Genomic DNA, 22,855 nt, shown 5'->3' on the forward strand with positions numbered 1-22,855 from the left:
GAGCCACCATGCAAGACGCCTTCACCACAGCTGACGAGCTGCTGCTCAAACCCTACGGCCTGGACGAGGCCGCGCTGGAGCGCACCTTGTCCCATATGCGCCATCACGCCATCGATTACGCCGATCTCTACTTCCAGTACACGCGCAACGAGGGCTGGCACCTGGAGGAGGGCATCGTCAAATCCGGCAGCTTCAGCATCGACCAGGGCGTGGGCGTGCGCGCCGTCGCCGGCGACAAGACCGCCTTCGCCTATTCCGACGCCATCAATCAGGACGCGCTGACCCGCGCGGCCGAGGCGGTGCGCGCCATCGGCAACGCCGGCGGCGACGGCAGCGCCGGCGCGGTGGAGAAGTGCAAGCCGCAGTCTTTGTACCCGTCCATCGACCCCTGTCACAGCCTGGAGGCTGCCGCCAAGGTGGCGCTGCTGGAAAAAGTGGAGAAGCTGGCCAAGGCGATCGACCCGCGCGTGATCCAGGTGATGGCCGGGCTCGCCATGGAGTACGACGTGGTCTATGTGGCACGCCATGATGGCGTGCGGGCAGCCGATGTGCGGCCGCTGGTGCGGATGTCGGTGTCGGTGATCGCCGAGCAGAACGGCCGGCGCGAGCAGGGCGCGGCCGGAGGCGGCGGCCGATTTGATCTGGCTTATTTCGATGACGCGGTGGTGGAGCGCTACGTGCGGGAGGCGGTCAAGCAGGCGCTGGTGAACCTGGACTCCCGCCCGGCGCCGGCGGGTCAGATGACCGTGGTGCTGGGTCCGGGCTGGCCTGGCGTGCTGCTGCACGAGGCAATCGGCCACGGGCTGGAAGGCGACTTCAACCGCAAGGGCACTTCGGCGTTTTCCGGCAAACTGGGGCAGCGAGTGGCCGCGCCGGGGGTGACCGTGGTGGATGACGGCGTGATGGGCGGCCGACGCGGCGCGCTGGCGATAGACGACGAGGGCAACGCCACCCAGAGAACGGTGCTGATCGAAGACGGCATCCTCAAGGGCTATATGCAGGACGCGATGAATTCGCGCTTGATGCAGGTGGCGCCCACGGGCAACGGCCGCCGCGAGTCCTATGCCAGCATCCCGATGCCTCGCATGACGAATACCTATATGTTGGCGGGGCAGCGCGATCCGCAGGAAATCATCGCCTCGGTCAAGGATGGCCTGTACGCGGTGAATTTCGGCGGCGGCCAGGTGGACATCACCAGCGGCAAGTTCGTGTTCTCGGCGTCGGAGGCCTGGCGCATCGAGAACGGCAAGCTGACCTACCCGGTCAAGGGAGCCACGCTGATAGGCAGCGGCCCCGAGGTGTTGAACTACGTGTCCATGATGGGCAATGACCTGGCGCTTGACCAGGGCGTGGGCGTATGCGGCAAGGAGGGGCAGAGCGTGCCGGTGGGCGTGGGCCAGCCCACGCTGCGCATAGACGGCGGCCTGACCGTGGGCGGCACCGGCGGCTGATCATCCTTTTTAAGGCCGGGCATGGGCCCGGCCTTTTTCATGCCGTCAAGGTTGTATGCCTTGCGCTTCCAGCGCCAGCGCCAGCCTTTCCAGTCCGATGCCGAAGCCGGCGCCTTCCTGGTAGGCGCCGCCGCCGACTACCTGTTTCTGCGCGCCCAATTCCGGCACGCGCATTTCAAAGCCTGCTCCACCCAGATAGTAGCTGAGGCCGCGCTTGGCCGCGCCATCCAGCTCGTAACGCAGGCCCAGGTTGTCCAGAAAGCCGCGGCACAGCGTCAGGCTGCGCTCAAACGCCGCGCTTGGATCCGGCCCCAGGCTTTCAAAACCAAGTTGGGTGAATTCCCGATAGCGGCCGGCTTGCGGCCGCTCGTAGCGGTAACAGCGCGCGATGTAGAAGAATCCCGCCTCGCGCCTGCCGTTCAAAAACTCCCGGCTTCTTTCCTGGAGCAGCGCGGTGGCTTCCGGTATCAGGCAGCAGGCGCGGCCCTTGCGGTCGGGGAAAGCCCACATTTGCTCCAATATTTCGCTGCCGCCGGCCTTGGCGACGAAAGTATCCTGGCTCCATAGGGCGGGCAGGATGGCCTCTTCCGCGCCAGCGTCAATGAAGCCAGCTCCGGAAGCGGTTTTCCAGCCGGCGTTGGAGGGCGGCCTCGCGGCCTTGGACGATGCGGGTGCCTCGGATCATGGTCATGATGCTTGCCTTTCAGAATTCGCGCGGAGCGCGCGGCAAAGAAAAAGGCGCCTTGCGGCGCCTGTCTGGGGTGGTGGCTGGCTGGAACGCGGCTAGCCGCCGTATTCCAAATCCGCGCACGTCACGCCGGCGCCTCTGGGCTGGCCGTGATGGTGATGGTGGCGGAGTTGGAAGAGTTTCATGTCTTCAGCATGCCGTTTGTCTAGCCCGGATGTCAAGCCGCGCGCCGCTCCTCTGCTTAGAGCCAGGCTGGAGCAGGGGGATATTGGCTAGCTGATCCTGATCAAGGGTGTTGATGCTTTTGGCATTTTACTTTGTCGCGGCGGCCTGCAGCAGCAGGGCGCGTTTCAACTAAACAAGACGAGATTACGCGATGAACAAGATGCACAACATGATTCTGGCAGCTAGCGCGTGCGCGTTGGCATTGGGCATGTCTTCGGCCGCGGGAGCGGCTACCATTACGCCGCCGGGCGCTGGCGGGGCGGCCATTCCATTCTCGGCGGTGGGGCCGGCCGTGGTCAGCAAGTCAGGCATAGACGTCGATTGCACCGCGGTGTTCAGCGGCACCGTGGACGGCGCGGGCCATGTCCTGATCACCAGCGCCGCATTCAAGGGCATCCCGGTCTGCCGCATGATCAAGGCCAGCGCCACTGCCACCGCCCCGTGGGTGGGAAGGGTGACCGCGGTCAATCAACTGGTGATCGACCAAGTGATGGTCAATGTCAATACACCCATCTTGGGTGGGCAGTGCGGCCCCAGCCTTGTGAACGGGCGGATCGCCGATAGCGGCAGCGAAACCACCATCGAGCTGTCCGCCGCGCCGTTGGCCGGCGGCTGTGCGATCTCGGCCACGTTGGCGACCACGCCATATATGCACGTGACGCCTTGATCCCCCGCTGGAAGCGTCTGGCGCCTGTCAGGCGCCAGAGCCTGCTTCTGCTTGCGGAATCGCGTCATGGGCGCGCCAGCGCTGGCGCGATGCCCGCAGCGCGAAGGTTCGACGGTAGGCGGTGGGCGTCAGGCCGGTCTGGCGGCGGAACAGGCGGCGGAAGGCGCTAGGATCATCGTAACCGCATTGTTCCATGATGCCGGCCAGATCCAGCGTGGTGACCTCCAGCAACAGCTTGGCGCGCTCCACCCGCAACTGGTGCAGGTAGTCCAGCGGCGTCATGTCCGCCACTTCGCGGAAATGGCGCAGCAGGGTGCGGCTGCTGACGGCGGAGGCGGCGGCTACCTGATTCAGGCTGTAGGGGGCGGCGACATGCTGTTCCAGCCAGCGTCGCGCCTTGAACACCACGCTGTCGCGGGTAGGCGTGCTCAGCGCCGGCAGCGTCTGCGCTGATTGTTCGAATCGCGCCGGCAGGTACAACAGGCCATTGGTACAGCGCTGCGCCAATTCGTCTCCGGCAAAATGGCGGACTAGCTCCAGCAGCAGTTCGGTGGCGGAAGCGGGCGCGCCGCTGCAGAAAATGAGCTGATCATGGGTGACTGGCCGGTCCATCAGCAGATGCACCTGCGGATGGCTGCTGGAGAACCAGCCGGCGATCATCCAGGTGATGGTGGCATTGCGGCCGTTCAGAATCCCGGCCCGAGCCAACAACGCGGCGCCGTTGTAATTGGTGGCGATGACGTCGCCGGAGGCGTGCCGTCGCGCGATCAGCCGCAGGGCCTTGTCTGATTGATCCAGCAATTGCTTGAGCTGCGGCACGCTGTCCATGTCCAGACCCGGCACCAGCAGCGCGAAAAGCGCATCGGGAGGCCGCTCTGGCGAGGGGGGCAGCCAGATCGGCAAGGGCAGTTCCTGTCCGTCTTCGTTCAACAGCCGCCAGCTGAACGGCGGTGTTTTGCTGCGAGGGTGGCGCAGATGCCACAGTTTGTTGGCCGCATGCAGCACATCAACGGCTGAAAACAGTGTCCCGGCTAGGCAGCTCGGCAGGTAAAGCAGGTCTATGCAGGCGTTCATATCGGTCAGCCTTGGCGATATCCGCTTTAACCTTGGCGAAACCAGCGCGTAAAATCAAGTTCAAACGCATGTCATTTTTGCCTTGCTATGCCATATGCCTTTTGGGCGTCTTGATATTTGTCAAGTCCGACTGATCGCATGCCTGGCGATATCAGCTCGGCGATTGGCGATTCTCCCTCATTTTCGTCGCATCCGTCCTCCATAGACTGGAATCAAAGCGGTGTTCCGCGGGCTTAATGCCTTGCTCGACGCCGTTCTTCCCACCGCATGGAAACGGAGCCTACGCATGTCCAATCTGCCAGGGGTCATTCCCGCCATCAAGCAACATGAGGAGCAGTTCATCGCCATCCGCCACAGCATCCACGCCCACCCCGAACTGGGCTTCGAGGAAGTGGCCACCGGCAAGCTGGTGGCCGAATCGTTGCGGGCCTGGGGTTATGAGGTGGCCGCGGGTGTAGGAGGCACCGGCGTGGTTGGGCAGCTGCGTTGCGGCTCTGGCAGCCGCCGGCTGGGCATCCGCGCCGACATGGACGCACTGCCGATACATGAGGAAACCGGCCTGCCGTACGCCAGCAAGCAACCCGGCAAGATGCACGCCTGCGGGCATGACGGCCATACCGCCATCCTGTTGGCCGCAGCGCGCCATCTGGCCGAAACCCGCGATTTCGACGGCACGCTGAACCTGATTTTCCAGCCGGCGGAAGAGGGACAGGGCGGCGCCGCGCGGATGATGGCAGATGGCTTGTTCGAGCGCTTTCCCTGCGACGCGGTATTCGCATTGCACAACGGCCCCACGCTGCCGGTGGGCAGCTTCATCGTGCAGCCCGGCGTGCTGGCGGCATCGGCAGACATCGTCTCCATCAAGCTGATTGGCAAGGGAGGGCATGGGGGCATGCCGCATACCTGCGTCGATCCCATCGTGGCGATGGCATCCATCATCCTGTCGCTGCAGACCATCGTGTCGCGCAATCTGCCGCCTGACCAGCCGGCAGTGGTTTCCATTGGTTCGGTCCAGGCTGGCAGCGCCAGCAATGTGATTCCCGACTGCGCGCGGCTGGAGCTGACAGTGCGCACCTATAACCCGGCGATCCAGCAACAGATCGAGAGCCGGCTGAGGGATATGGTGAGCCTGCAGGCGCAAAGCTTCGGCGTGGCGGCGGAGGTCGAGTGGAAACCGGTGACCCGGGTGCTGGTCAACGCCCCGGAGGAAACGCGCATCGCGCGCGAGGTGGCCGAATCCATGGTCGGGCCGCAGGCCATCTTGCCGCTGCCGGCTGGGGCGATGGGCGGAGACGATTTTTCCTGGATGCTGGAACAGGTGCCGGGATGCTACGTGGTGCTGGGAAACGGGGTAGGCAGCAAGGGAGGCTGCATGATCCACAATCCCGGCTACGACTTCAATGACGAAATTCTGAGCCTGGGCGCCAGCTACTGGGCGAATCTGGCTGAAAAGTATCTGCGTTAGCGGCATGGCGTTGCGCCGCGGGGGGCGGCGCAGCGACGACGACAATGAAGAGGAGATGGTCAGATGAAGCGAATCCGTGGATGCGAGCCCCTGCTGTTCATGTTGTTGGCCGGCGCGGGACATGCCGGAGAAATCACGGTCAGCACGCTGCCTTCCGGATTGGGGGAGGGAAGGCAATTCGATCTGGGATCGTGGAAGTTGGAGGCGAAGGGCGCGATGGCGATCGGCAATGTGTATAGGACCGAGAACCCCAACGATATGCTCACCGGCCACGCCAACGCGATGGATACGCAGAACGACGGCGATCTCAATTACCGGCGCGGAGATCTGGTGTCCGAGGCTTGGCAGGGCTATGCGCAGGGCGACTTGCGCCGCGGTGACGGCGGAATGTTCGTCAGCGCCAAGGCTTGGTATGACTACGCCATGATCCACCGCGCGGTGCCGCACGGCCACGCGCCCAACGGATATGCGCCTGGCGCGCCCTTGAATGACAGCCAATTCACCTTGCTGGGCCGCTTCAGCGGCGTGGCGCTGAGCGACGCCTATGCGTATGGCCATTATCTGCTGGGGGATGGGGCCCTGACGCTGCGGCTAGGGCAACAAATCATTCCCTGGATCACTCCCACCACGATACTGGGCGGCATTCAGCAAGTGAACGCGATGGATTTCAACGCCCTGGGCCGTTCCGGCACGGTTCCGGAAATGGTAAACATTCCAACCCCGGCTTTCTACGCCAAGCTTCAGGCGACGCCGAAACTGGCAGTGGATGGCTACTACCAGTTCAAGTTCGCGCCTAATGCCTATCCCGCCTGCGGAGCGTTTTACTCGGGCAGCGACTACGCCCAGCCCGGCTGCAACGCGCTGACGCTGAATGGCACCTTGCTCAGCAAGCTGGCGCGGCGGGCCATTGTCACCACCGACCAGCAATCGCTTGCCAACCCGCTAGATCATATCCAACGCGCGGCGGACGATAAGCCGTATGGCGGCGAATTCGGCTTCAGCCTCAGTTATCTGTTCGAAAATATTGGTCAAGTGGGCCTGTTCTATTCCGATCAGACCAGCATGATGAGTTTCAACCAGATGGTTCGCACCGGTCCCGGCGTATTTCTGCCCGCTGCTGCCAATCAGGGCAAGGTGGCCCCCACCGGGATCGCAGGCCAATTCCGGCGCGCTTACCCGGACCACATCCATATGTACGGCGTCAATTTCCGAACTCGCTTGCCGGATGGCACGGGGATTTACAGCGAGCTCACCTATCGTCCCAATCAGCCAGTGGCCTGGAACGGCGCCGACTTTCTCTACGGGGTGTTGGCCGGAACGGGGCCGTTGGGCTATCTAGCGACGACCCCGGCGGGCTACGTGGCGCGTGGCTACGATACCTTTGGCAGCAGCCAGTTCAACCTGGGGGCGTCCAAGGCGCTGGGACGGCTGTTGGGCGGCGAAGCCAGGCTATCGGCCGAAGCCAGCCTCAAGCATCTGTCCGGCCTGCCCGATGCCTATGTGATGCGCTACGGCAGGGTAGGCTTCGGGCAGGCGCCATCCATCTCGTCGCCTTCCTGTAGCGGGGATGCATTGAACTGCGCGCGGGATGGTTTCGTCACCGCCAACGCCTGGGGGTGGCGAGCCAAGTTCGAGGAGCATTATTACGGCGCGCTGCCGGGTTTGGATCTGATGCCTTCGCTGGCTCTAGGCTACGACGTGAAAGGTTATTCCCACGACGGCCAGTTCATGCAGGGACGACGCAGCGCGTTGTGGCGGCTGCAGGGGGAGTATCGCAAGCGCTACCAGTTCGAGCTGCTGTATCTGAAAACGGCGGGCGGAGATTACAACACTTTGCAGGACCGAAGCCTGTCGATGATCAGCGCCGGTATCAAGTTTTAGCTAGCGAAGCGGTATCAGTCCAATGGAATGGAATGCCTGTTTAGAATATGCATTTTTTGATCCGTGCAAATACTAGGTCAGGACTTTGTCCTGGGTTGCGGCTTCCCTTTGGCGCTATGAACAAAGTATCTGGCGTGTGGTTCCCGTTGTGGAACGGGCGCTATCATCGAAGGAGGCGGCTCATGGCGGGCGTATCCGTTCAGGCGGGGATACCCGCCAATGTTTTTCGCACCGGCGGCCGAGTCCGGCTGGCGGACAGGCGACGCCTGTTCGGCCATGCCGCGATGACCATCTGGCTGACCGGGCTCAGCGGTGCGGGCAAGTCCACCATCGCCTACGAGCTGGAGGCGAGGCTGGTGAACAATGGTTTTTCCGCTGTGGTGCTGGATGGAGACAATCTGCGCCATGGCATCAATCGCAACCTGGGTTTCACCGAAGCGGACAGGAGGGAGAACCTGCGCAGGGCGGCCGAGGTGGCCAGGCTGATGAATGATGCCGGGCTGATCGTGATCTGCTCCTGCATTTCCCCGCTGCGCAGCGACCGCGAGATGGCGCGGGAAATCGTCGGCGAGAGGCATTTCGCCGAGGTTTTCGTCAGCACGCCGCTGGCAGTGTGCGAGCAGCGCGATTGCAAGGGCCTGTACGCGAAGGCTCGTTCGGGGCAAATCGCGAATTTCACCGGGGTTTCCTCTCCATATGAGGCTCCGGAGCAGGCTGGGCTGGCGCTGGATACCAGCGCGCAAAGTGTGGATGAGTGTGTGGACAGCTTGTTCGGCCTAGTGCTGCACTGTTGCAGTCCCGCGGCGATGGAGGGAGTCGGCGATGAGTACCATATCTGATACGGGGCGGCCCTTGCCGGTATTGATGATCCCGCTTCGGCGTTGTGGCAGCCATGCGCTCAGGCTGAGGCTGAATTTCAATCCAGATTTCTACTCGCCGTATCCGCTGCACATCGTTGATTTCATGCCCTTGCTGCCGTTGTATGGGGATTTGTCTGACGACCGCAATTATTTCCAGCTGGTGGTGGATGTAGTGGGTTTGCAGGCCGCCAGCATGGTGAAGTGGCCGGACATGGTATTCGATCCGGTTGAAATTTTCGAGGCTTTGGCCGGCCAGCCCCGCAGCGCGCACCGGATCGCCTGGGAGCTGCTGTTGCGAGCGGGGGAGCGCCATCAGGCGCGGGTGGTGATGGACAAGTCGCTGGATAACGTCCATTACGCAGAAGAGCTGCTAAGCCTGTTTCCCGACATGCGTTTTCTCAACGTTGTGCGGGACCCACGCGCCCAGGTCGCATCGATCAACCGGGCTATCATCCACGATTTCGACACCGTCCTGAACGCGCAGACCTGGCTGGTCGCCTACCAGGCTGCGGACAAGCTGCTGGCTGCCCATCCCGACCGCGTGTTGACCATACGTTACGAGGATTTCCTGACCGATCAGCAGATGGCGTTGCGGCAGGTCTGCGATTTCTTCGGAATTGCCTTCATGCCCCAGATGCTGGACATTCGCAGCTCGACCGAGGCGGCCCAGATCGCGCAGCGCTCCGCGCTGTGGTCATCCAATCATTTTCCCCCCATCATCGCGCACGCGGACAAGTTCAAGCAGCAATTGTCGATGCGCGAGATTGAAATCATAGAAACCGCCTGCCGGCCTTATATGGAGCGTTATGGCTATACGCTGCTGACCGAGGCAGGGTTGCCGCTGACCGACGAGATGGTGGCGGGGGCTGAGGCCTGCTCACGGCAGGCGCGACAGCAGGCTTGGGACGAGTTGAAAATCCACAATTACCGCGATTACATGCTCAGACAGTGCCGGGCGGACTATCTGGCAGGTTTGCGGCAGCGTTTGCTGCGCGAGCCTCTGCAGGAGCGTCAGCGGCATAGCGAGATGACGGATTAGCGCGCAGTCTGTTCCCAGACATCGACTTCTGGCTTGCGAGTTGTCAGGTTCTGGTTGGCCTTTGCTTTTTAATTTCTCTATTGACAGAAATTTCGGAAATAACTATTGTGTCGAGTATGGAACTGACACCTGTAAGCCAACGATTCGTACTGCATTGGGGCGAAATGGGCACCCGCTGGGGTGTCAACCGCACCGTGGCCCAGATACACGCGCTGTTGTTCATCACCGGCCGAGCGATGTGCGCCGAGGAGTTGGCGGAAACACTGAACGTTGCCCGATCCAACGTCAGCAACAGCCTGAAGGAGCTGCAAGGCTGGAAGTTGATCCGCAACGTCCACGTACTGGGCGATAGGCGCGACCACTTTGAAACTTCAGGCGATGTGTGGGAGTTGTTCCGCATCATCGTCGCGGAGCGGCAGCGGCGCGAGATCGAGCCGACGCTGGACGTGCTGCGCGAGTGCATGGAGAGTCCGGACTTCAAGCTGGAAAGCCCGTTGGCGCAGCAGCGCATACGCAATACCTGGCAGTTCATGGATACCTTGACCGCGTGGACGCGGGAAATGTTGCGCTTGTCCACCGCCACGCTGAGCAAGGTGTTGAAAATGGGCGCGGGCATCCAGAAGTTGCTGGGCCGGGGAGGTAAATCGGGAGAGAGCGAATGAATGGCAAGTACCGGATTTTCTACGATGGGGACAGCGCTTTGTGCGCGAGGGAAATGCAGTGGATGCGCAAGTTGGATCACACGGCGCGTCTGGAGTTGATCGACATCCGCCGGCAGCCGGAAAGGCTGGAGCAAGCGGGCCTGGTTCCAGAGGCCGCGCTGGCGCGCATCCATGCCTGCGATGAATCGGGACGGCTGCGCACGGGAGTGGATGCGCTGTTGGGCATGTATGCGCGTTGCGGTTTGTCCCGCTTGGTGGCCATTTTGTCCTGGCCGCCGGTGAAAGGATTGCTGAAGGCGACATATCCCTGGTTCGCGCGCAGCAGGCGGTGTTGGCCGGCGTGCCTGTTGCCGCGGGCGGGAAGAGATTTTTTTAGCCAATAAATTCTGTTTTGACAGAAATTTCAGAATAAGGAGATTGCTGTGGGAGGGTATGTTTTGATCATGGTTCTGATGCCGGTTTTGTGCAGCTTGTTGTGTTGGTGGCTGTTGGCGGAGCCGCTGCGGCAGGTGGCGCGAGCGTTGTGCGAGCGAGGCGAAGGCGCATCGTTCTGGAGTCGGACGTTCCTGTTGCTGGTGCTGGCCACGCCGTTGCTGACGGTATTGTTGTCGGCGCCGAATGAGGCTTCTTCTTCTCTGTGGCTGGATATTCGCGAGGTGTTGAAGTGGTCATTGATAGGCGTGGTGGCTCAGTTGCTGGTCTTGGTGCGGCTGGTGTGGCGCCAGGTGGCGTTCAACCGGTCCAGCCATGGCAAGCCGCTGCCGGCGGCCGCTCAGGAAGGAGGGGCGCAATGAGAGTGCTGTTGTTGGGAGCCCGCGGCTTCATCGGGCAACGGGTCGCCTCCAGACTGCGGTGCCGAGGATATCAGTTGTTGACACCTGCCCGAGCAGAGTTGGACCTGGCGCGGCCCGAACGCGGTTGGGCGGACTGGGTGGACGGCGTGACCGCGATCGTCAATATGGCGGGGGCGCTGCGGGAAGGGCGAGAGGGAGAACTGGAGGCCGTGCATCATTTCGGTCCGGCGAGTCTGGCAGGTTTGGCGAAGAGCCGGAGGGCGCGTCGCTGGGTGCAATTGTCGGCGCTGGGCGCATCGGAAGAGGCTGACACCTTGTTTTTGGCCAGCAAGGGGAGAGGAGACGCGGCGTTGCTCGCCAGCGGTTTGGATGTCGCCGTCGCCCGTCCTTCGCTGGTATATGGCGCGGACGGCGCCAGCAGCCGCCTGCTGCGGGCTTTGTCCCGGCTGCCGCTCTGGCCTTTGCCAGATGGCGGAGCGCAGCGAGTGCGCCCGGTGGCCGCGGATGATGCGGTTGAAGGCTTGTGCAAACTGGTTGAGAGCGACGTTTGCGGCACGGTGGATTTCGTTGGACAGGAGGAAGCCTCCCTGGCCGACTATCTGCGGCAGCTGCGCCGCATGCAGGGCATCCGCACGGCGGCGAAGGTGTGGGCCATGCCAGGCTATCTGGCCGATGGCCTGGCCGCATGCGGCGCGTGCGTGCCGGGCAGCCTGTTCGATCGGGACAGCCTGCGCATGTTGCGCCAGGGCTCGACAGCGGACGCGACGGACTTCGCGGCGCTGCTGGAGCGCAATCCCTTGTCGTTCCGCCAATTCGGAGCGATGGCGTGAGGGCGACACGCAGAACCGTCGAGTGGTCGCTAGCCGCGCTATGGCTGTGGAGCGGGCTGCAACCGCCGCTGACGGCCTGGGACGAGTCGATCGCCATGTTGGCGCGGTTGGAGCTGCCGCATGCCGCGCAGGCGCCGCTGTTTCTGCTGTCTTGCGCGATGGATTTGGGGTTCGCCGCATGGATAGTCTGGCGGCCCACCGCTCTGACCTGGAGGCTGCAGGCATGGGCGGTACTGTTTTACAGCGTTGTGGTGGCGGTGGCTTTGCCTGAAAACTGGCTGCATCCGTTCGCGCCGCTAATGAAAAACCTGCCCATTCTGGCGATGCTGCTGTGGCTGGGCGCCAACCGGGAGGCAAAACCATGAATGCTTATCTGATCGTCAAGACGCTGCATATCTTGTCCGCCACGTTGATGGTGGGTACCGGGCTTGGCTCCGCTTTTTACATGTTCTTCGCCAACCGCGGCGGCAAGGTGCCGGCGCAGGCCGAGGTGGCGCGGCTGGTGGTGCGGGCGGATTGGTGGTTCACCACGCCGGCGGTGATTTTCCAGCCCTTGTCCGGCTTGTGGCTGGCCCATCAGGCCGGGTGGCCGTTGACCCAGTCCTGGATTGCCTGGGCACTGGGCTTGTTTTTATTCTCCGGCGCGTGTTGGTTGCCGGTGGTGTGGCTGCAAATCCGGATGGCGGGCATGGCCCGCGACGCGGCGGAAGCGGGGCAGGCACTGCCCGCGCGCTACTGGCGCTTTGCTAGGATCTGGGAGTGCCTGGGCTACCCGGCCTTCTGTGCGATGCTGGCGGTGTATTTTCTGATGGTGTTGAAGCCGGACTGGTCATGACTCCAAAAACGAAAGCTTGGCCAGCAGCGTATGGCTGCCGGCCCATTCTTTTAGCCGATATTCGCGTCCTAATCCCCTTGCTTGCCTATCAGGAGCCACTGCGGAGTGGATAGGCATGGTTGGAGGTCGCGCTGGGTTCCGGATTTCGCCGGTAGATGTTGTCCAGCGAGAGGGCTGCGGTTTGGTTTCCGCGCTTATTGGGCATTGCAGAGGCATCGCCCAGATCGAACTTCCCCACAATATTGTTCATGCGCAAGGCTTGCTCTTCCAGTAGCTTGGCGGCCGCCGCCGCTTCTTCCACCAAGGCTGCGTTCTGTTGGGTGGCGCCATCCATTTGCGTGACTGCGCTGGTGACTTGCTCAATGCCTCGCGATTGCTCGACGCTGGCTAGGCTGATTTCAGACATGATGCTTTCTACTCGCCGGATGCTGGCAACCACTTGTTCCATGGTTTGCCCTGTCTGAATTCACTTGTAGGGCGCCTTTTTCCACCTTCTGCACACTGGAAGAGATCAATTCCTTGATTTCTTTGGCGGCATTGGCGCATCTCTGGGCCAGATTGCGTACTTCGGCGGCCACTACGGCGAAGCCTCTGCCTTGTTCGCCGGCACGGGCGGCTTCGACTGCTGCATTCAGGGCAAGAATATTGGTTTGGAAGGCGATGCCGTCGATCACGCTGATGATTTCGGAAATACGCCGCGAAGAGTCGCTGATTTCCGCCATGATCGATACCGAGGACTTAACCGCTTCTCCTCCTTCGGTAGCCACGGAAGATGCCTCGACGGCCAGCTTGCTGGCTTCTCTGGCGCTTTCAGTGTTCTGGCGTATGGTACTGGTCAGCTCTTCCATGCTGCTGGCGGTTTCTTCTAGGTTGGATGCTTGCATTTCCGTTCGCTGGCTCAGGTCGTGGTTGCCCAATGCGATTTCGCTGGATGCGGCTGCGATCGTATCGCTGCTTTGGCGAATGGTTCTGATGATGTCGAGCATGGTTTCCACTAGCGAGTTGACTCCAGAACAAAGCACCTCAATCGCGCCGCTCTTGCCATCCATCGGGATGCGCTTGGTCAGGTCGCCATCCTTGGCGCAAGCCACCACGCCTTGCGTCTGCTCCACTGCCAGTTTCATGGCGTTAGCCAGCATTACCTGCTCAGTGATGTCTGTCGCATACTTTACTACCTTGATCACCCGGCCATTCATGTCAAAGATAGGGTTGTACGACGCCTGAATCCAGACTTCCCTCCCGTTTTTGCCAAGGCGCTTGAATTGGCCTTCTTTATGTTCCCCGCGCGCCAGCGCCGCCCAGAACTGCTGGTATTCGCCGCTTTGCGCGTAACTGGGCTCGACAAACATTCTGTGATGCTGCCCGCGCAGCTCCTCGGCGCTGTATCCCATGGCCTGCAGGAAGTTGGAATTGGCTTCGCGTATGGAGCCGTCGAGGTTGAACTCAATGACGGCCATGGCTTTGCCGATGGCGGCGAGCTGGCCTTTGAAATCGGCGTTGCGCGACTTTTGCTGGGTGATGTCGGTGGCGTATTTCACCACTTTGAAAGGTTTGCCGGCTTTGTCGAGGATGGGATTGTAGGATGCCTCGATCCATACCTCGCGACCGCCTTTTCCGATGCGTTTGAACTGTCCGCCGACATGCTCGCCCTTGGCCAGACGTTGCCAAAACTGGCGATATTCGGCGCTTTGGGCGTAACGGGTTTCCACGAACATGCGGTGATGCTGGCCGCGGATTTCGTCGAGGCTGTAGCCCATGGTCTGCAGGAAGTTGGCGTTGGCGTCGCGGATCATGCCGTTCAGGTCGAATTCGATGACGGCCATGGATTTGTTGATCGCCTCCACTTGCGAGACGGCTTCGTGCGCGCGCGCGACGAAATCGTCCTGCGGAGCCTGTTTTTGACGGCTAGGGATCGAATTGTTTCGGCGGGCCATTGAGAGAATTCGTTGCGCGATACCCATTGCAAACCCCTATCTCGGTCGATCGGAACAGGACTTCAACCCTTCGACTTATAGTGCAGGCAGGTGGGATAGGCTAGTAATCTCCAATAGATAAATAGGCCCACTTCGCCGTACGGCGTCGTGGAATTCCGTGCTTTCGGCTAGTTGCGATATTTGGGATGCGGCTGAGGGGATGAAGAAAGCCGCCAACTCTTTTGCGTTGGCGGCTTTGCGGTTGGATCAGATGGCGGCGTTGACGATGTCTTCGCGGGTCAGCAGGAAGACGAAGCCATCGCCGCTTTGTGTTTCCATCCACATGAAAGGAAGGGTGGGGAAGCACTCTTCCAGCATGTCGCGGTTGTGGCCGATTTCCACCAGCAGCACGCCGCGCTCGTTGAGGAATTCCGGCGCCCGGCGCAGGATTTCGCGGGTGGCGTCCAGGCCGTCCTCGCCGGAGCCAAGGGCAATTTCCGGCTCGTGCAGGTATTCCTGCGGCAATTCATCCACCGACTCGGCGTCGACATAGGGTGGGTTGGAGATGATGAGGTCGTATTTTTCCTCGATGCCTTCGAACATGTCGGTGTGGATCAGGTGGACCCGATCCTGCAGGCCGTAGTGCTCGACGTTGATTGCCGCCACTTCCAATGCGTCCAGCGAGATGTCGACGGCGTCGACTTCGGCGTCCGGGTAGTGGCTGGCCAGCTGAATGGCCAGGCAGCCGGAGCCGGTGCACAGGTCCAGCGCGCGGTGCACCAGTTCCGGATGTTCGATCCATGGCGTCAGCGGCTCGCCCAGCAGCTCATAGATGAAGGAACGCGGCACCAGCACGCGCTCGTCGACGTAGAAGTTGAACTCGCCCTGCCAGGCTTCGTTGGTCAGGTAGGCGACTGGCACCTTGTCTTCGGCGCGGCGGCGGATCAGCTCCACCACGGTTTCCACTTCTTCAGGCAACAGTTTGGCGTCCAGGTAAGGCTCCAGCTTGTCGATGGGCAATTGCAGCGCCGACAGAATCAGATAGGCGGCTTCATCATGGGCGTTGCTGGTGCCGTGGCCGTAGGTGAGCTCGGCCTCATTGAAGCGGGAGACGGCGAAGCGCAGCAGATCGCGCGCGGTGGTGAAATGGCTGGCGGCCAATGGGTACATGGGTTTCCTTTCAATGCAGCGGGGACATGGATCCCCCATGTCCCCTTTGGCGGCGGCCGCCTCAAGGCGGCCCGCGCCGTATCAGAACGGCAGCTTGGCGTCGGTGGCAGTGGCCAGCACGCGGCGGAAGTCGCCCTTGATGCGCTCCAGCGCCTCTTCCGTATCGGCCTCGAAGCGCAACACGATCACCGGCGTGGTGTTGGAGGCGCGCGCCAGGCCGAAGCCATCCTTGTATTCGACGCGCAAGCCGTCCAGCGTGTTGATCTCCTCGGCGCCGTCGAACGTGGCCGATTCCTGCAGACGGGAGATCAGCGCGTGATTTTCGCCCTCTTTGGCCATCTTCAGGTTCAGCTCGGGCGTGGAGACGGCGTTGGGCAGCGCGTTCAACAGTTCGCTCGGGTCTTCGACGCGGGACAGCACTTCCAGCAGGCGGGCGCCGGTGTAGATGCCGTCGTCGAAGCCGTACCAGCGCTCCTTGAAGAACACGTGGCCGCTCATCTCGCCGGCCAGCAGGGCGCCGGTTTCCTTGATCTTGGCCTTGATGAAGCTGTGGCCGGTGCGCGCCATCACCGGCACGCCGCCGTTTTTCTTGATCCAGGGCTTCAGCAGGCGGGTGGACTTGACGTCGAAGATCACCTTGGCCTTGGGGTTGCGGTCCAGCACGTCTGCCGCGTACAGCATCAGCTGGCGATCCGGCCAGATGATGTTGCCGTCCTTGGTGACCACGCCCAGACGGTCGCCGTCGCCGTCGAAGGCCAGACCGATTTCGGCGTCGGTCTTTTGCAGCGCCTCGATCAGGTCTTTCAGGTTTTCCGGCTTGGCCGGGTCCGGGTGGTGGTTGGGGAAGTTGCCATCCACGTCGCAGAACAGCTCGCGAACCTTGCAGCCCAGGCGGCGGTAGAGCAGAGGGCCGAAGGCGCCGGCCACGCCGTTGCCGCTGTCCACCACGATGTTCAGCGGGCGCTCCAGCTTGATGTCGGAGGTGATGCGTTCGAAATAGGCCTCGGCGATGTCATGGGTGTCGTAGCCGCCTTCGCCTTCCGCCAGATCGCCGTCGACGATGCGTTGATAGAGTTTCTGGATGTCGTCGCCGGCCAGGGTGTCGCCGGCCAGCATCATTTTGAAACCGTTGTAATCCGGCGGGTTGTGGCTGCCGGTCACCATCACGCCGGACAGCGTGCCCAATTGGTGGGCGGCAAAGTACAGCATCGGGGTGGCGACGCGGCCGACGTCGATCACGTCCAGGCCGGCGGCGCGGATGCCCTCAGCCAGCGCTTCGCTGAGTTCGGGGCCGGACAGGCGGCCATCGCGGCCGATTACGATGGCTTTGACTTTGCGGGCGCGGGCTTCGGAGCCGACGGCCTGGCCGATCTGCCGCGCCACCGCCGCTGTCAGGGTTTTGCCGACGATGCCGCGAATGTCATATGCCTTGAAAATGTCTTTGGATATTTTGTTCATGATGGTTCAGACGCGATATGAGGTTTGGGGGCGGAGGTGCTTCGCCCCGCTGGGAATTCAGGCGCCGAGCTTCTGGCTCAAGGCGATCAGTTGCTGCAGTTTCAGCTTGGCCTTGCCGCTGTCCAAGGCCTCGCGCGCCATGGTAACACCGTCAGCCAGGCTTGGGGCGATGTCGGCGGTGTAAATCGCCGCGCCGGCGTTGAACAGCACGATGTCGCGGGCGGGGCCGCTCTCGCCGTCCAGCACGGACAGCAGGCGGTCCCTGGATTGTTCCGCGGTGGTGGCGCGCAGCGCTTTCAGCTCGCATTCCGCGAGCCCGAACTCGCCCGGCTCCAGTTCGTATTCCAGTATCTCGCCGTTCTTGAGCTCCGCCACCATGCTGGAGCCGGATAGTGTCAATTCGTCCAGGCCGTCGCTGCCATGGACGATCATCACGTGCTTGCTGCCCAGTTGCTTGAGCACGCGCGACTGGATGCCCACAAGGTCGGGGTGGAACACGCCCATCAGCTGGTTGTCGGCGCCGGCCGGGTTGGTCAGCGGGCCCAGGATGTTGAAGATGGTGCGCGCGCCCAGCTCCTTGCGTATCGGCGCCACGTGCTTCATCGCGCTGTGGTGGTTGGGCGCGAACATGAAGCCCAGGCCGATTTCGTCCAGGCATTGCCCCACCTGCTCCGGCGCCAGCTGCAGATTGACGCCGAGCCGCTCCAGCACGTCGGCGCTGCCGGAGCTGGACGACACCGAGCGGCCGCCGTGCTTGGCCACGCGCGCGCCCGCCGCCGCGGCGACAAAGGAGGCGGTGGTGGAGATGTTGAAGGTGTGCGATTTGTCGCCGCCGGTGCCGCAGGTATCGACCAGATGGCGGCGATCGGCCACTGGCACGTGGGTGGCGAATTCGCGCATCACGGTGGCGGCGGCGGCGATTTCCGATACCGATTCCACCTTGACCCGCAAGCCGATCAGGATGGCGGCGGTCTGGGCCTGAGTCAGTTCGCCGCGCATGATCTGGCGCATCAGCGCCAGCATTTCTTCGTAAAACAGTTCGTTGCCGTCGATCAGGCGGTTCAATGCCGCTTGCGGGGAGATCATGGTGGGTTCCTAATCAGCTGTGGCGGGCCAGATCGGCCAGCCTTTGCGTGTCGAGGTCGATTTCGCAGGCCAGGCGCGCGCGTCCGCCGCCGTTGCCGCTGGCGTAGCTGGCCTCCACCCAGCCGCAGTGTTGGCGGCGGTAGTCGCGGTAGGCTTCGCCGGCGCGGCGCAGATCGCGCGCGGCGTGGAAGCGCATGTCGGTGGCGGCGTCCAGCTTGCGCATCGCGGCCAGCGCCTTGTCTTCCTGCGCGGCGAGCATGCGGCTGGCTTCAGCCTGCTTTTGCTGCAGGCAGGCGGCGACGGCGGGGGTGTCGGCCTGGCTGCGTTCGCAGTCCTCCAGCGCGCCGGCCCAAGCGGGGGATGCCAGCATCGCGCCGGCCAGAAAGGCAGCCAGCCGCATCAGGCGAATTCCCGCAGGAAGTTGTCCAGCATGCGGTGGCCATGCTCGGTGAGGATGGATTCCGGGTGGAACTGCACGCCTTCGATGGGCAGTGTCTTGTGCCGCACGCCCATGATTTCGCCGTCGTCAGTCCAGGCGGTGACTTCCAGGCAGTCCGGCAGCGTTTCACGCTCGATCACCAGCGAGTGATAGCGGGTGCAGGTGACCGGATTGGGCAGTCCATGGAACATGCCCTTGTCCAGGTGGCTGACCGGCGACACCTTGCCGTGCATCAATTGCTTGGCGTGGACGACCTTGCCGCTGAAGGCCTGGCCGATGCTCTGGTGGCCCAGGCATACGCCCATGATGGGCAGCTTGCCGGCGAAATGCAGGATGGCGGGCACCGACACGCCGGCCTCGTTGGGCGTGCAGGGGCCGGGGGAGATCACCAGATATTTGGGCTTCAGTTCTTCGATCTGCTGCAGTGAGACTTCATCGTTGCGGAACACCTTCACGTCCTGGCCCAGTTCGCCGAAGTACTGCACCAGGTTGTAGGTGAAGGAGTCGTAGTTGTCGATCATAAGCAACATAAGTCGGCTAACCCTTTGATTTTAATGGTTGCTGCCCGAGGTGTGACCGTTTGTTACTCACAATGTTACTCACTATTGCCGGCGATGGCTCTCCCTCGCCACTCAGTGAATACTTCCTCTGGCCAACGCGATGCTGAGCCAATCTTTATTGGTGCGGGAAATTCGTTCAGCTTGATCTTACGGTAAATCGTGGCAGGGTGGAAACCCGTTAGCCTTCTGATGTCCTTCATCGTGTAGAGCTGTCCAGTGGACATGGCCGGTTCCTTTCAATTCAGTTCATGAGATGACGACATCCGCGGCCAATGAGCAGGGCTGAACGACTGGCCCTTGCTGTGCCGCTCGGGATGGTGGGTGGAGGGCAGGGCGCGCATGCTTGCCGGCACGGCCTGCGGAAACAACAAGGCCGCCAACGTGGGCGACCTTTTCGTGGTCGGGGCGTTCTGTTTCATGCGAGAGCCCCGATGGTCAGGTCGATGACTTCGAGCAGCGCCTCTACGTCGCTGTCGTTGTCGATGGTCAGGTCGCGCGGGTGGCGCGGCAGGGCTATTTCTGTCGTGTGCTCCGCCGACGCCTCGTAGCCCGGCCGGTCGACGTGCCAAACCCAGCCGCCTAGCTGCCGGATCAGATCGGCCTCGGCGGTCGGAATCGGCGCGCTGGCGGCGTAGCGCAGGCCGGACACGACGACCGGCGCCGTTGACGCTTCTATCCGTTCGCGCACCGCGCAGATGAAATAATCCCAGCCGGCCGTCGCGCGCCGGTAGTCGCCCCATTGCTGCTGGAGCCAGCGCGGTGAGCGCGGAACGCGGCGGTCATCTGATTCTGTCCCGAAATCCCGCAAATTCAACCAGTGAAGGAAGCCCGCATCGCTGCACAGGATAAGCGCGAGATAGACACTAGGCTCGTCTTTCATGTTCTGATTTTCGAAGTCATGATCATGGTCGGGGAATGCGGCGGACAGCTCCTCCCGGATCTTGTCCGCGAATCCGATCTTCACGAAGCCGTGCGCGGCGATCAGGTGGTCTGCGATGGTGTCTTTGCCCGATTTCTTCGGGCCGGCGAGGCCGATTAGTTGCATGTGGTTCTCCTGCGAAAGCACGTTAGATTAGAGCCTGCGATATGATGAGCGTTTATTCTGCGGAGCGCGCCGTGACAAAGACAAAGTATCTCTCTCTTGTTGCTGCATATTTCAAGGGGGAGTTTGCCCGGCTGCTGGCGGCGAGAGATGCTGAATTGCTGGGGGAGCTGAAGGAAATGCGAAGCCCCGTTCGAGACGACCAGGGGAGGCTTGTGTTCGATTTCCGGTTTGATCAGCTCTACTTTCTGCTGGCGCGCAGAACCGATATCGGAGATGAAGAACTTCCGAGTGCGCTTGGAAACGGCAAGGATGTGAGAGATTTTTGCCGCCTAATTTCCCGTCCATGGCCAATGAAGGAGTTAGAGCTGCACGGGCTTTCAATAAAGCCGGTTCAGCTGGCGCGCTCCACAGGTGGCACCCTATACCGTATTCATTCAATTCACCCACAGCTGGGTGGCTGATACCGCTCCATCGCAGCGTCGATGGCGGCGTCTACCTCCTCCCTGTCGGTCGCGCGCTCGTGGAATACGGGTATTTCTCTATCCGTCCCACAAATTTCAAGCACAACGCCCCGATCAGTGAAGCATTCCCCGATGTAGGCATCTTGAGTCAGCCACCGATACCGCGCTGCGACACGCTCCAGCTCGGCGATGCGTGCGGCCTGGGCGTCGATGTGGCCGAGCAGCGCCAGGACGGCGGCCGGGTTGGCGGCGGCGATGTACGCGGCATTAGCGACCGACTCTGCCTGGAAATTGCTATTTCCCTCCAGCAGCACCTTGGGGCCAATGTCTGTGTCGATTACCACCTGTGAGCCGTAAACCGTAATCTCGTGCAGTCCATCAGGCTTGCTGCCTCCCGTGCGCCACGGCCCCGGCGTCGCAGCCTCGGCCGCCGCGCGCAGGGCGGCGAGTTGGTCAGGTGTCATCTTTGTTGCTTCCTTAAGGTAGAACTCGTCCATTACTCGGCCCCTTTCCGCGCGGCGGTTTTGCGGCAACTCGCCACTTCTCTACGGCGCAATGCCATCTCTTTGTTGACGTTGATCCCGCCGAAGCCGTCCCCAGGGAAAATCGCCGTGTGGCAATGTGGGCAGGCCGGCACCATCGTCCGAGAGCGCCACGCCTTTTCCACCTTCCTGGCGGCTGTCAAAGAAACGCCTTCTTGCTGCTCCTTCTTCAGCTGCTCGCGTGCACTGCTCAACTTGTTCATTTCTTGGTTGTACCGTTCCACGATTGTGGTGAGCGCCCAATATGCGGAAACCTGGACGCCGCAATCGGAGCACTTCACCACGTCCCCGCGGTCATCCAATTCCAGCCGGTGATGCTTGCAGCCGTCTTCTTTGGTCCAGCGCAATTCTTGTGTTCGGCGAAGCGTCCACTCGCCGATCTGAATGACCTCTCCCATCACTCGCCCCCTTCCTTCGGCTGAGGCGTGGAGGCGAGCGTCGCATCACACTCCGGGCAAAATGTAAGTCCGCATGCTTCGGCTTCATCGCACTGTTTGCACCCGGGGGTTTTGCCGTACACCTCCTCCGGCGCGGGCTGATCTGCCGAGGATTCCTCGGCGGTTGCCGGCGCGGCTTGAAGCATTTCCCGAAGCGCCTGCTTCTGCACCTCGGCGTTTTCCAGCGCCCTGCCAGCGTCGAACCGGCCGCCGACCAGTGCCCAGCTGCTGGCGAAGACTTGAGCCTGCTCCATCACCTTGTTGATCCACTCTTCCGGCGCCGCCGACGTGGTTTGCAGACGGGTGTCAGTCAGTTCGTAATCAACGAAGCGGTCTAAGAGGGCGGCCATGTTCTCTTGATGGTCCCGGATGGGAATCTGCTTGGTCTTGCCCAGCACCACGCCCCAGCAGACGTTTTCAACCTCTTCAGGCCAGCCCTCGGAAGCGAGCGCGCGCCACTCGTCAATGCTGTTTTCCGTTGCCGCGATGGCTTCGACCGCGGTGTTGAACCGTTCAAACCCGGTGTCGTCGTCGTAGGCAAAGAACTGGCCCTGCTTCTCTCCCTCCGGCGCGAAGGGGAGCAGTTCGACCGGATCGAACGGCAGCGGCTCGCCGTTCATCAGCGCGCTGGCCAGGTCCAGCACCTTCGCCGGCGCGTTGTAGCTTCCGAGGATCTGGTAAAGCGCGGCCGCGGCGCGCTGGCGGTCCGGCTGCGTGCCGGGCTCATCGTGCTGTAGGGCGAACCCTTCCAGGTAGCTTTCGCAGTTGCACTCGACGACGTTGGATTCCGGCGCGTCCGGCGTGCACTGGCAGTACTCGGCGTCGAGCTTGTCGATCAGGTGGTTTTCCAGCTCGTCGACCAGCTCGGTGTGGGTCATGGATACGCTGCGGCGCTCGCCGCTGTCGGCGTGGACGAAATCGAAGCGGATCATTGGGCACCCCCGGCCTTGATGGCTGGCCAAGTGTTGCCGAGCGGCGCGTCCGCGCTGCAGACGGAGCCGACGCCCTCCTGTTGATCGGCCGTTGCCTGGCGGTGCGCCAGCTGGGCGACGATGTCGTCGGCCAGCTGCGGATAACGCTCGCGGCAGCTGTCGGCGTAGGCCAGCGCCGCCGGGACGGCGTGTTCGTCGTAGGCGAGGTCCATCACCAGGTAATCGGCGCCGGCGCGATCGCCGCCAGGCTGGTCGCGGCCGTCAGCGCGGGAGACGTGGAATTTCGGGTACAGGCCGGTGGTGCTTTGGTCCATGGGGTTCCCTTTCTGGTTGGTGTTTAC

28 protein-coding genes are annotated in these 22,855 nt (G+C 62.2%); 13 read left to right on the forward strand and 15 right to left on the reverse strand.

Going from position 1 to position 22,855, the window contains the following annotated elements; genetic code table 11:
• The first annotated feature begins 8 nt into the window (after positions 1 to 8).
• Positions 9 to 1,451 (forward strand): metalloprotease TldD, encoded by a 1,443-nt coding sequence (gene tldD, locus DK842_RS17615; RefSeq protein WP_114062625.1) that lies wholly within the window; start codon positions 9 to 11, stop codon positions 1,449 to 1,451.
• Between the two features lie 45 nt (positions 1,452 to 1,496).
• Here tldD and DK842_RS17620 read toward each other — a convergent pair whose 3' ends face one another.
• Positions 1,497 to 2,054, reverse strand: a complete 558-nt coding sequence (locus DK842_RS17620; RefSeq protein ID WP_114062626.1) for an ATP phosphoribosyltransferase regulatory subunit — start codon at positions 2,052 to 2,054, stop codon at positions 1,497 to 1,499.
• A 461-nt stretch (positions 2,055 to 2,515) separates the two neighbouring features.
• On the opposite strand from DK842_RS17620, the gene DK842_RS17625 reads away from it, so the two are divergent.
• Complete coding sequence (locus DK842_RS17625) at positions 2,516 to 3,031, forward strand: hypothetical protein (RefSeq protein ID WP_114062627.1); 516 nt, start codon at positions 2,516 to 2,518, stop codon at positions 3,029 to 3,031.
• A gap of 27 nt (positions 3,032 to 3,058) precedes the next feature.
• Here the strand turns inward: DK842_RS17625 and DK842_RS17630 are convergent, their stop codons facing one another.
• Complete coding sequence (locus tag DK842_RS17630) at positions 3,059 to 4,105, reverse strand: GlxA family transcriptional regulator (RefSeq protein ID WP_114062628.1); 1,047 nt, start codon at positions 4,103 to 4,105, stop codon at positions 3,059 to 3,061.
• A 286-nt stretch (positions 4,106 to 4,391) separates the two neighbouring features.
• On the opposite strand from DK842_RS17630, the gene DK842_RS17635 reads away from it, so the two are divergent.
• From DK842_RS17635 to DK842_RS17680, 10 genes are all read left to right on the forward strand, one after another.
• Positions 4,392 to 5,570 carry a M20 aminoacylase family protein gene (locus DK842_RS17635; RefSeq protein WP_114062629.1) on the forward strand — a complete coding sequence of 393 codons (1,179 nt, stop codon included), beginning with the start codon at positions 4,392 to 4,394 and terminating at the stop codon, positions 5,568 to 5,570.
• Positions 5,571 to 5,633: 63 nt separating this feature from the next.
• Positions 5,634 to 7,451, forward strand: coding sequence for a DUF1302 domain-containing protein (locus DK842_RS17640; protein WP_114062630.1), 1,818 nt, complete (start codon positions 5,634 to 5,636; stop codon positions 7,449 to 7,451).
• 182 nt (positions 7,452 to 7,633) lie between these two features.
• On the forward strand, positions 7,634 to 8,290 hold the full coding sequence (gene cysC / locus DK842_RS17645) for an adenylyl-sulfate kinase (protein WP_114062631.1): 657 nt from the start codon (positions 7,634 to 7,636) through the stop codon (positions 8,288 to 8,290).
• Entirely contained in the window at positions 8,274 to 9,350 is a 1,077-nt protein-coding gene (locus DK842_RS17650; protein WP_114062632.1) for a sulfotransferase family protein, read from the forward strand. Before cysC ends, DK842_RS17650 begins: the two co-directional genes overlap by 17 nt.
• A gap of 116 nt (positions 9,351 to 9,466) precedes the next feature.
• Positions 9,467 to 10,012: a GbsR/MarR family transcriptional regulator gene (locus tag DK842_RS17655; protein WP_114062633.1), complete on the forward strand. Its 546-nt coding sequence runs from the start codon at positions 9,467 to 9,469 to the stop codon at positions 10,010 to 10,012.
• Positions 10,009 to 10,395 (forward strand): thiol-disulfide oxidoreductase DCC family protein, encoded by a 387-nt coding sequence (locus DK842_RS17660; protein ID WP_114062634.1) that lies wholly within the window; start codon positions 10,009 to 10,011, stop codon positions 10,393 to 10,395. Before DK842_RS17655 ends, DK842_RS17660 begins: the two co-directional genes overlap by 4 nt.
• 54 nt (positions 10,396 to 10,449) lie before the next feature.
• On the forward strand, positions 10,450 to 10,806 hold the full coding sequence (locus DK842_RS17665) for a hypothetical protein (RefSeq protein ID WP_114062635.1): 357 nt from the start codon (positions 10,450 to 10,452) through the stop codon (positions 10,804 to 10,806).
• Positions 10,803 to 11,636: an NAD-dependent epimerase/dehydratase family protein gene (locus DK842_RS17670; RefSeq protein WP_328589930.1), complete on the forward strand. Its 834-nt coding sequence runs from the start codon at positions 10,803 to 10,805 to the stop codon at positions 11,634 to 11,636. Before DK842_RS17665 ends, DK842_RS17670 begins: the two co-directional genes overlap by 4 nt.
• The gene (locus tag DK842_RS17675; RefSeq protein WP_114062637.1) at positions 11,633 to 12,001 is read left to right on the forward strand and encodes a DoxX-like family protein; all 369 of its coding nucleotides are present in this window, start codon (positions 11,633 to 11,635) and stop codon (positions 11,999 to 12,001) included. The genes DK842_RS17670 and DK842_RS17675 overlap by 4 nt, the downstream gene beginning before the upstream one ends.
• Positions 11,998 to 12,471, forward strand: coding sequence for a DUF2269 family protein (locus DK842_RS17680; RefSeq protein WP_114062638.1), 474 nt, complete (start codon positions 11,998 to 12,000; stop codon positions 12,469 to 12,471). The genes DK842_RS17675 and DK842_RS17680 overlap by 4 nt, the downstream gene beginning before the upstream one ends.
• An 88-nt stretch (positions 12,472 to 12,559) precedes the next feature.
• Here the strand turns inward: DK842_RS17680 and DK842_RS24195 are convergent, their stop codons facing one another.
• The 9 genes from DK842_RS24195 to DK842_RS17720 all read right to left on the reverse strand — a co-directional run bounded on the left by DK842_RS24195 (position 12,560) and on the right by DK842_RS17720 (position 20,142).
• Positions 12,560 to 12,877 carry a hypothetical protein gene (locus DK842_RS24195; RefSeq protein ID WP_168194914.1) on the reverse strand — a complete coding sequence of 106 codons (318 nt, stop codon included), beginning with the start codon at positions 12,875 to 12,877 and terminating at the stop codon, positions 12,560 to 12,562.
• The gene (locus DK842_RS24200) at positions 12,870 to 14,432 is read right to left on the reverse strand and encodes a methyl-accepting chemotaxis protein (protein ID WP_148667777.1); all 1,563 of its coding nucleotides are present in this window, start codon (positions 14,430 to 14,432) and stop codon (positions 12,870 to 12,872) included. Before DK842_RS24200 ends, DK842_RS24195 begins: the two co-directional genes overlap by 8 nt.
• Positions 14,433 to 14,651: 219 nt before the next feature.
• Entirely contained in the window at positions 14,652 to 15,554 is a 903-nt protein-coding gene (gene prmB, locus DK842_RS17690; protein WP_114062639.1) for a 50S ribosomal protein L3 N(5)-glutamine methyltransferase, read from the reverse strand.
• An 81-nt stretch (positions 15,555 to 15,635) separates the two neighbouring features.
• Complete coding sequence (locus tag DK842_RS17695; RefSeq protein ID WP_114062640.1) at positions 15,636 to 17,012, reverse strand: phosphomannomutase/phosphoglucomutase; 1,377 nt, start codon at positions 17,010 to 17,012, stop codon at positions 15,636 to 15,638.
• A gap of 57 nt (positions 17,013 to 17,069) precedes the next feature.
• Positions 17,070 to 18,098: an anthranilate phosphoribosyltransferase gene (trpD, locus tag DK842_RS17700; protein ID WP_114062641.1), complete on the reverse strand. Its 1,029-nt coding sequence runs from the start codon at positions 18,096 to 18,098 to the stop codon at positions 17,070 to 17,072.
• Positions 18,099 to 18,111: 13 nt separating this feature from the next.
• Positions 18,112 to 18,498, reverse strand: coding sequence for a lysozyme inhibitor LprI family protein (locus DK842_RS17705; protein ID WP_114062642.1), 387 nt, complete (start codon positions 18,496 to 18,498; stop codon positions 18,112 to 18,114).
• A complete protein-coding gene (locus DK842_RS17710; RefSeq protein WP_114062643.1) occupies positions 18,498 to 19,067 on the reverse strand; it encodes an aminodeoxychorismate/anthranilate synthase component II in 570 nt (189 codons plus the stop codon). Before DK842_RS17710 ends, DK842_RS17705 begins: the two co-directional genes overlap by 1 nt.
• A 65-nt stretch (positions 19,068 to 19,132) precedes the next feature.
• Positions 19,133 to 19,321, reverse strand: coding sequence for a helix-turn-helix transcriptional regulator (locus tag DK842_RS24290; protein ID WP_198414565.1), 189 nt, complete (start codon positions 19,319 to 19,321; stop codon positions 19,133 to 19,135).
• Between the two features lie 191 nt (positions 19,322 to 19,512).
• Positions 19,513 to 20,142: a deoxynucleotide monophosphate kinase family protein gene (locus DK842_RS17720; RefSeq protein WP_114062644.1), complete on the reverse strand. Its 630-nt coding sequence runs from the start codon at positions 20,140 to 20,142 to the stop codon at positions 19,513 to 19,515.
• A gap of 41 nt (positions 20,143 to 20,183) precedes the next feature.
• Between DK842_RS17720 and DK842_RS17725 the strand changes: the two genes are divergently transcribed.
• Positions 20,184 to 20,603 carry a hypothetical protein gene (locus DK842_RS17725; RefSeq protein WP_114062645.1) on the forward strand — a complete coding sequence of 140 codons (420 nt, stop codon included), beginning with the start codon at positions 20,184 to 20,186 and terminating at the stop codon, positions 20,601 to 20,603.
• Here the strand turns inward: DK842_RS17725 and DK842_RS17730 are convergent.
• From DK842_RS17730 to DK842_RS17745, 4 genes are read right to left on the reverse strand one after another with little or no spacing between them, the layout of a single operon-like run.
• Positions 20,582 to 21,100: an ead/Ea22-like family protein gene (locus DK842_RS17730; protein ID WP_114062646.1), complete on the reverse strand. Its 519-nt coding sequence runs from the start codon at positions 21,098 to 21,100 to the stop codon at positions 20,582 to 20,584. The two genes, DK842_RS17725 and DK842_RS17730, sit on opposite strands and share 22 nt — an antisense overlap.
• Complete coding sequence (locus DK842_RS17735; RefSeq protein WP_114062647.1) at positions 21,100 to 21,543, reverse strand: hypothetical protein; 444 nt, start codon at positions 21,541 to 21,543, stop codon at positions 21,100 to 21,102. The genes DK842_RS17730 and DK842_RS17735 overlap by 1 nt, the downstream gene beginning before the upstream one ends.
• Positions 21,543 to 22,514, reverse strand: coding sequence for a hypothetical protein (locus tag DK842_RS17740; RefSeq protein ID WP_114062648.1), 972 nt, complete (start codon positions 22,512 to 22,514; stop codon positions 21,543 to 21,545). Before DK842_RS17740 ends, DK842_RS17735 begins: the two co-directional genes overlap by 1 nt.
• Entirely contained in the window at positions 22,511 to 22,828 is a 318-nt protein-coding gene (locus DK842_RS17745; RefSeq protein ID WP_198414566.1) for a hypothetical protein, read from the reverse strand. Before DK842_RS17745 ends, DK842_RS17740 begins: the two co-directional genes overlap by 4 nt.
• Positions 22,829 to 22,855: the final 27 nt, after the last annotated feature.

It is taken from the genome of Chromobacterium phragmitis (genome assembly GCF_003325475.1).
In the GTDB taxonomy this organism is placed as follows: Bacteria; Pseudomonadota; Gammaproteobacteria; order Burkholderiales; family Chromobacteriaceae; genus Chromobacterium; species Chromobacterium phragmitis.

Coding starts and splice junctions, on each gene's coding strand:
- DK842_RS17650 (WP_114062632.1), top strand. CDS start 8,274: ATGAGTACCATATCTGATACGGGGCGGCCCTTGCCGGTATTGATGATC.
- DK842_RS17725 (WP_114062645.1), top strand. CDS start 20,184: ATGATGAGCGTTTATTCTGCGGAGCGCGCCGTGACAAAGACAAAGTAT.
- prmB (WP_114062639.1), bottom strand. CDS start 15,554: ATGTACCCATTGGCCGCCAGCCATTTCACCACCGCGCGCGATCTGCTG.
- DK842_RS17695 (WP_114062640.1), bottom strand. CDS start 17,012: ATGAACAAAATATCCAAAGACATTTTCAAGGCATATGACATTCGCGGC.
- DK842_RS17735 (WP_114062647.1), bottom strand. CDS start 21,543: ATGGGAGAGGTCATTCAGATCGGCGAGTGGACGCTTCGCCGAACACAA.
- DK842_RS17720 (WP_114062644.1), bottom strand. CDS start 20,142: ATGCAACTAATCGGCCTCGCCGGCCCGAAGAAATCGGGCAAAGACACC.
- DK842_RS17680 (WP_114062638.1), top strand. CDS start 11,998: ATGAATGCTTATCTGATCGTCAAGACGCTGCATATCTTGTCCGCCACG.
- trpD (WP_114062641.1), bottom strand. CDS start 18,098: ATGATCTCCCCGCAAGCGGCATTGAACCGCCTGATCGACGGCAACGAA.
- cysC (WP_114062631.1), top strand. CDS start 7,634: ATGGCGGGCGTATCCGTTCAGGCGGGGATACCCGCCAATGTTTTTCGC.
- DK842_RS17625 (WP_114062627.1), top strand. CDS start 2,516: ATGAACAAGATGCACAACATGATTCTGGCAGCTAGCGCGTGCGCGTTG.
- DK842_RS17740 (WP_114062648.1), bottom strand. CDS start 22,514: ATGATCCGCTTCGATTTCGTCCACGCCGACAGCGGCGAGCGCCGCAGC.
- DK842_RS17635 (WP_114062629.1), top strand. CDS start 4,392: ATGTCCAATCTGCCAGGGGTCATTCCCGCCATCAAGCAACATGAGGAG.
- DK842_RS17630 (WP_114062628.1), bottom strand. CDS start 4,105: ATGAACGCCTGCATAGACCTGCTTTACCTGCCGAGCTGCCTAGCCGGG.
- DK842_RS17660 (WP_114062634.1), top strand. CDS start 10,009: ATGAATGGCAAGTACCGGATTTTCTACGATGGGGACAGCGCTTTGTGC.
- DK842_RS17705 (WP_114062642.1), bottom strand. CDS start 18,498: ATGCGGCTGGCTGCCTTTCTGGCCGGCGCGATGCTGGCATCCCCCGCT.
- tldD (WP_114062625.1), top strand. CDS start 9: ATGCAAGACGCCTTCACCACAGCTGACGAGCTGCTGCTCAAACCCTAC.
- DK842_RS17640 (WP_114062630.1), top strand. CDS start 5,634: ATGAAGCGAATCCGTGGATGCGAGCCCCTGCTGTTCATGTTGTTGGCC.
- DK842_RS17655 (WP_114062633.1), top strand. CDS start 9,467: ATGGAACTGACACCTGTAAGCCAACGATTCGTACTGCATTGGGGCGAA.
- DK842_RS24195 (WP_168194914.1), bottom strand. CDS start 12,877: ATGTCTGAAATCAGCCTAGCCAGCGTCGAGCAATCGCGAGGCATTGAG.
- DK842_RS24200 (WP_148667777.1), bottom strand. CDS start 14,432: ATGGGTATCGCGCAACGAATTCTCTCAATGGCCCGCCGAAACAATTCG.
- DK842_RS24290 (WP_198414565.1), bottom strand. CDS start 19,321: ATGTCCACTGGACAGCTCTACACGATGAAGGACATCAGAAGGCTAACG.
- DK842_RS17670 (WP_328589930.1), top strand. CDS start 10,803: ATGAGAGTGCTGTTGTTGGGAGCCCGCGGCTTCATCGGGCAACGGGTC.
- DK842_RS17710 (WP_114062643.1), bottom strand. CDS start 19,067: ATGTTGCTTATGATCGACAACTACGACTCCTTCACCTACAACCTGGTG.
- DK842_RS17745 (WP_198414566.1), bottom strand. CDS start 22,828: ATGGACCAAAGCACCACCGGCCTGTACCCGAAATTCCACGTCTCCCGC.
- DK842_RS17730 (WP_114062646.1), bottom strand. CDS start 21,100: ATGGACGAGTTCTACCTTAAGGAAGCAACAAAGATGACACCTGACCAA.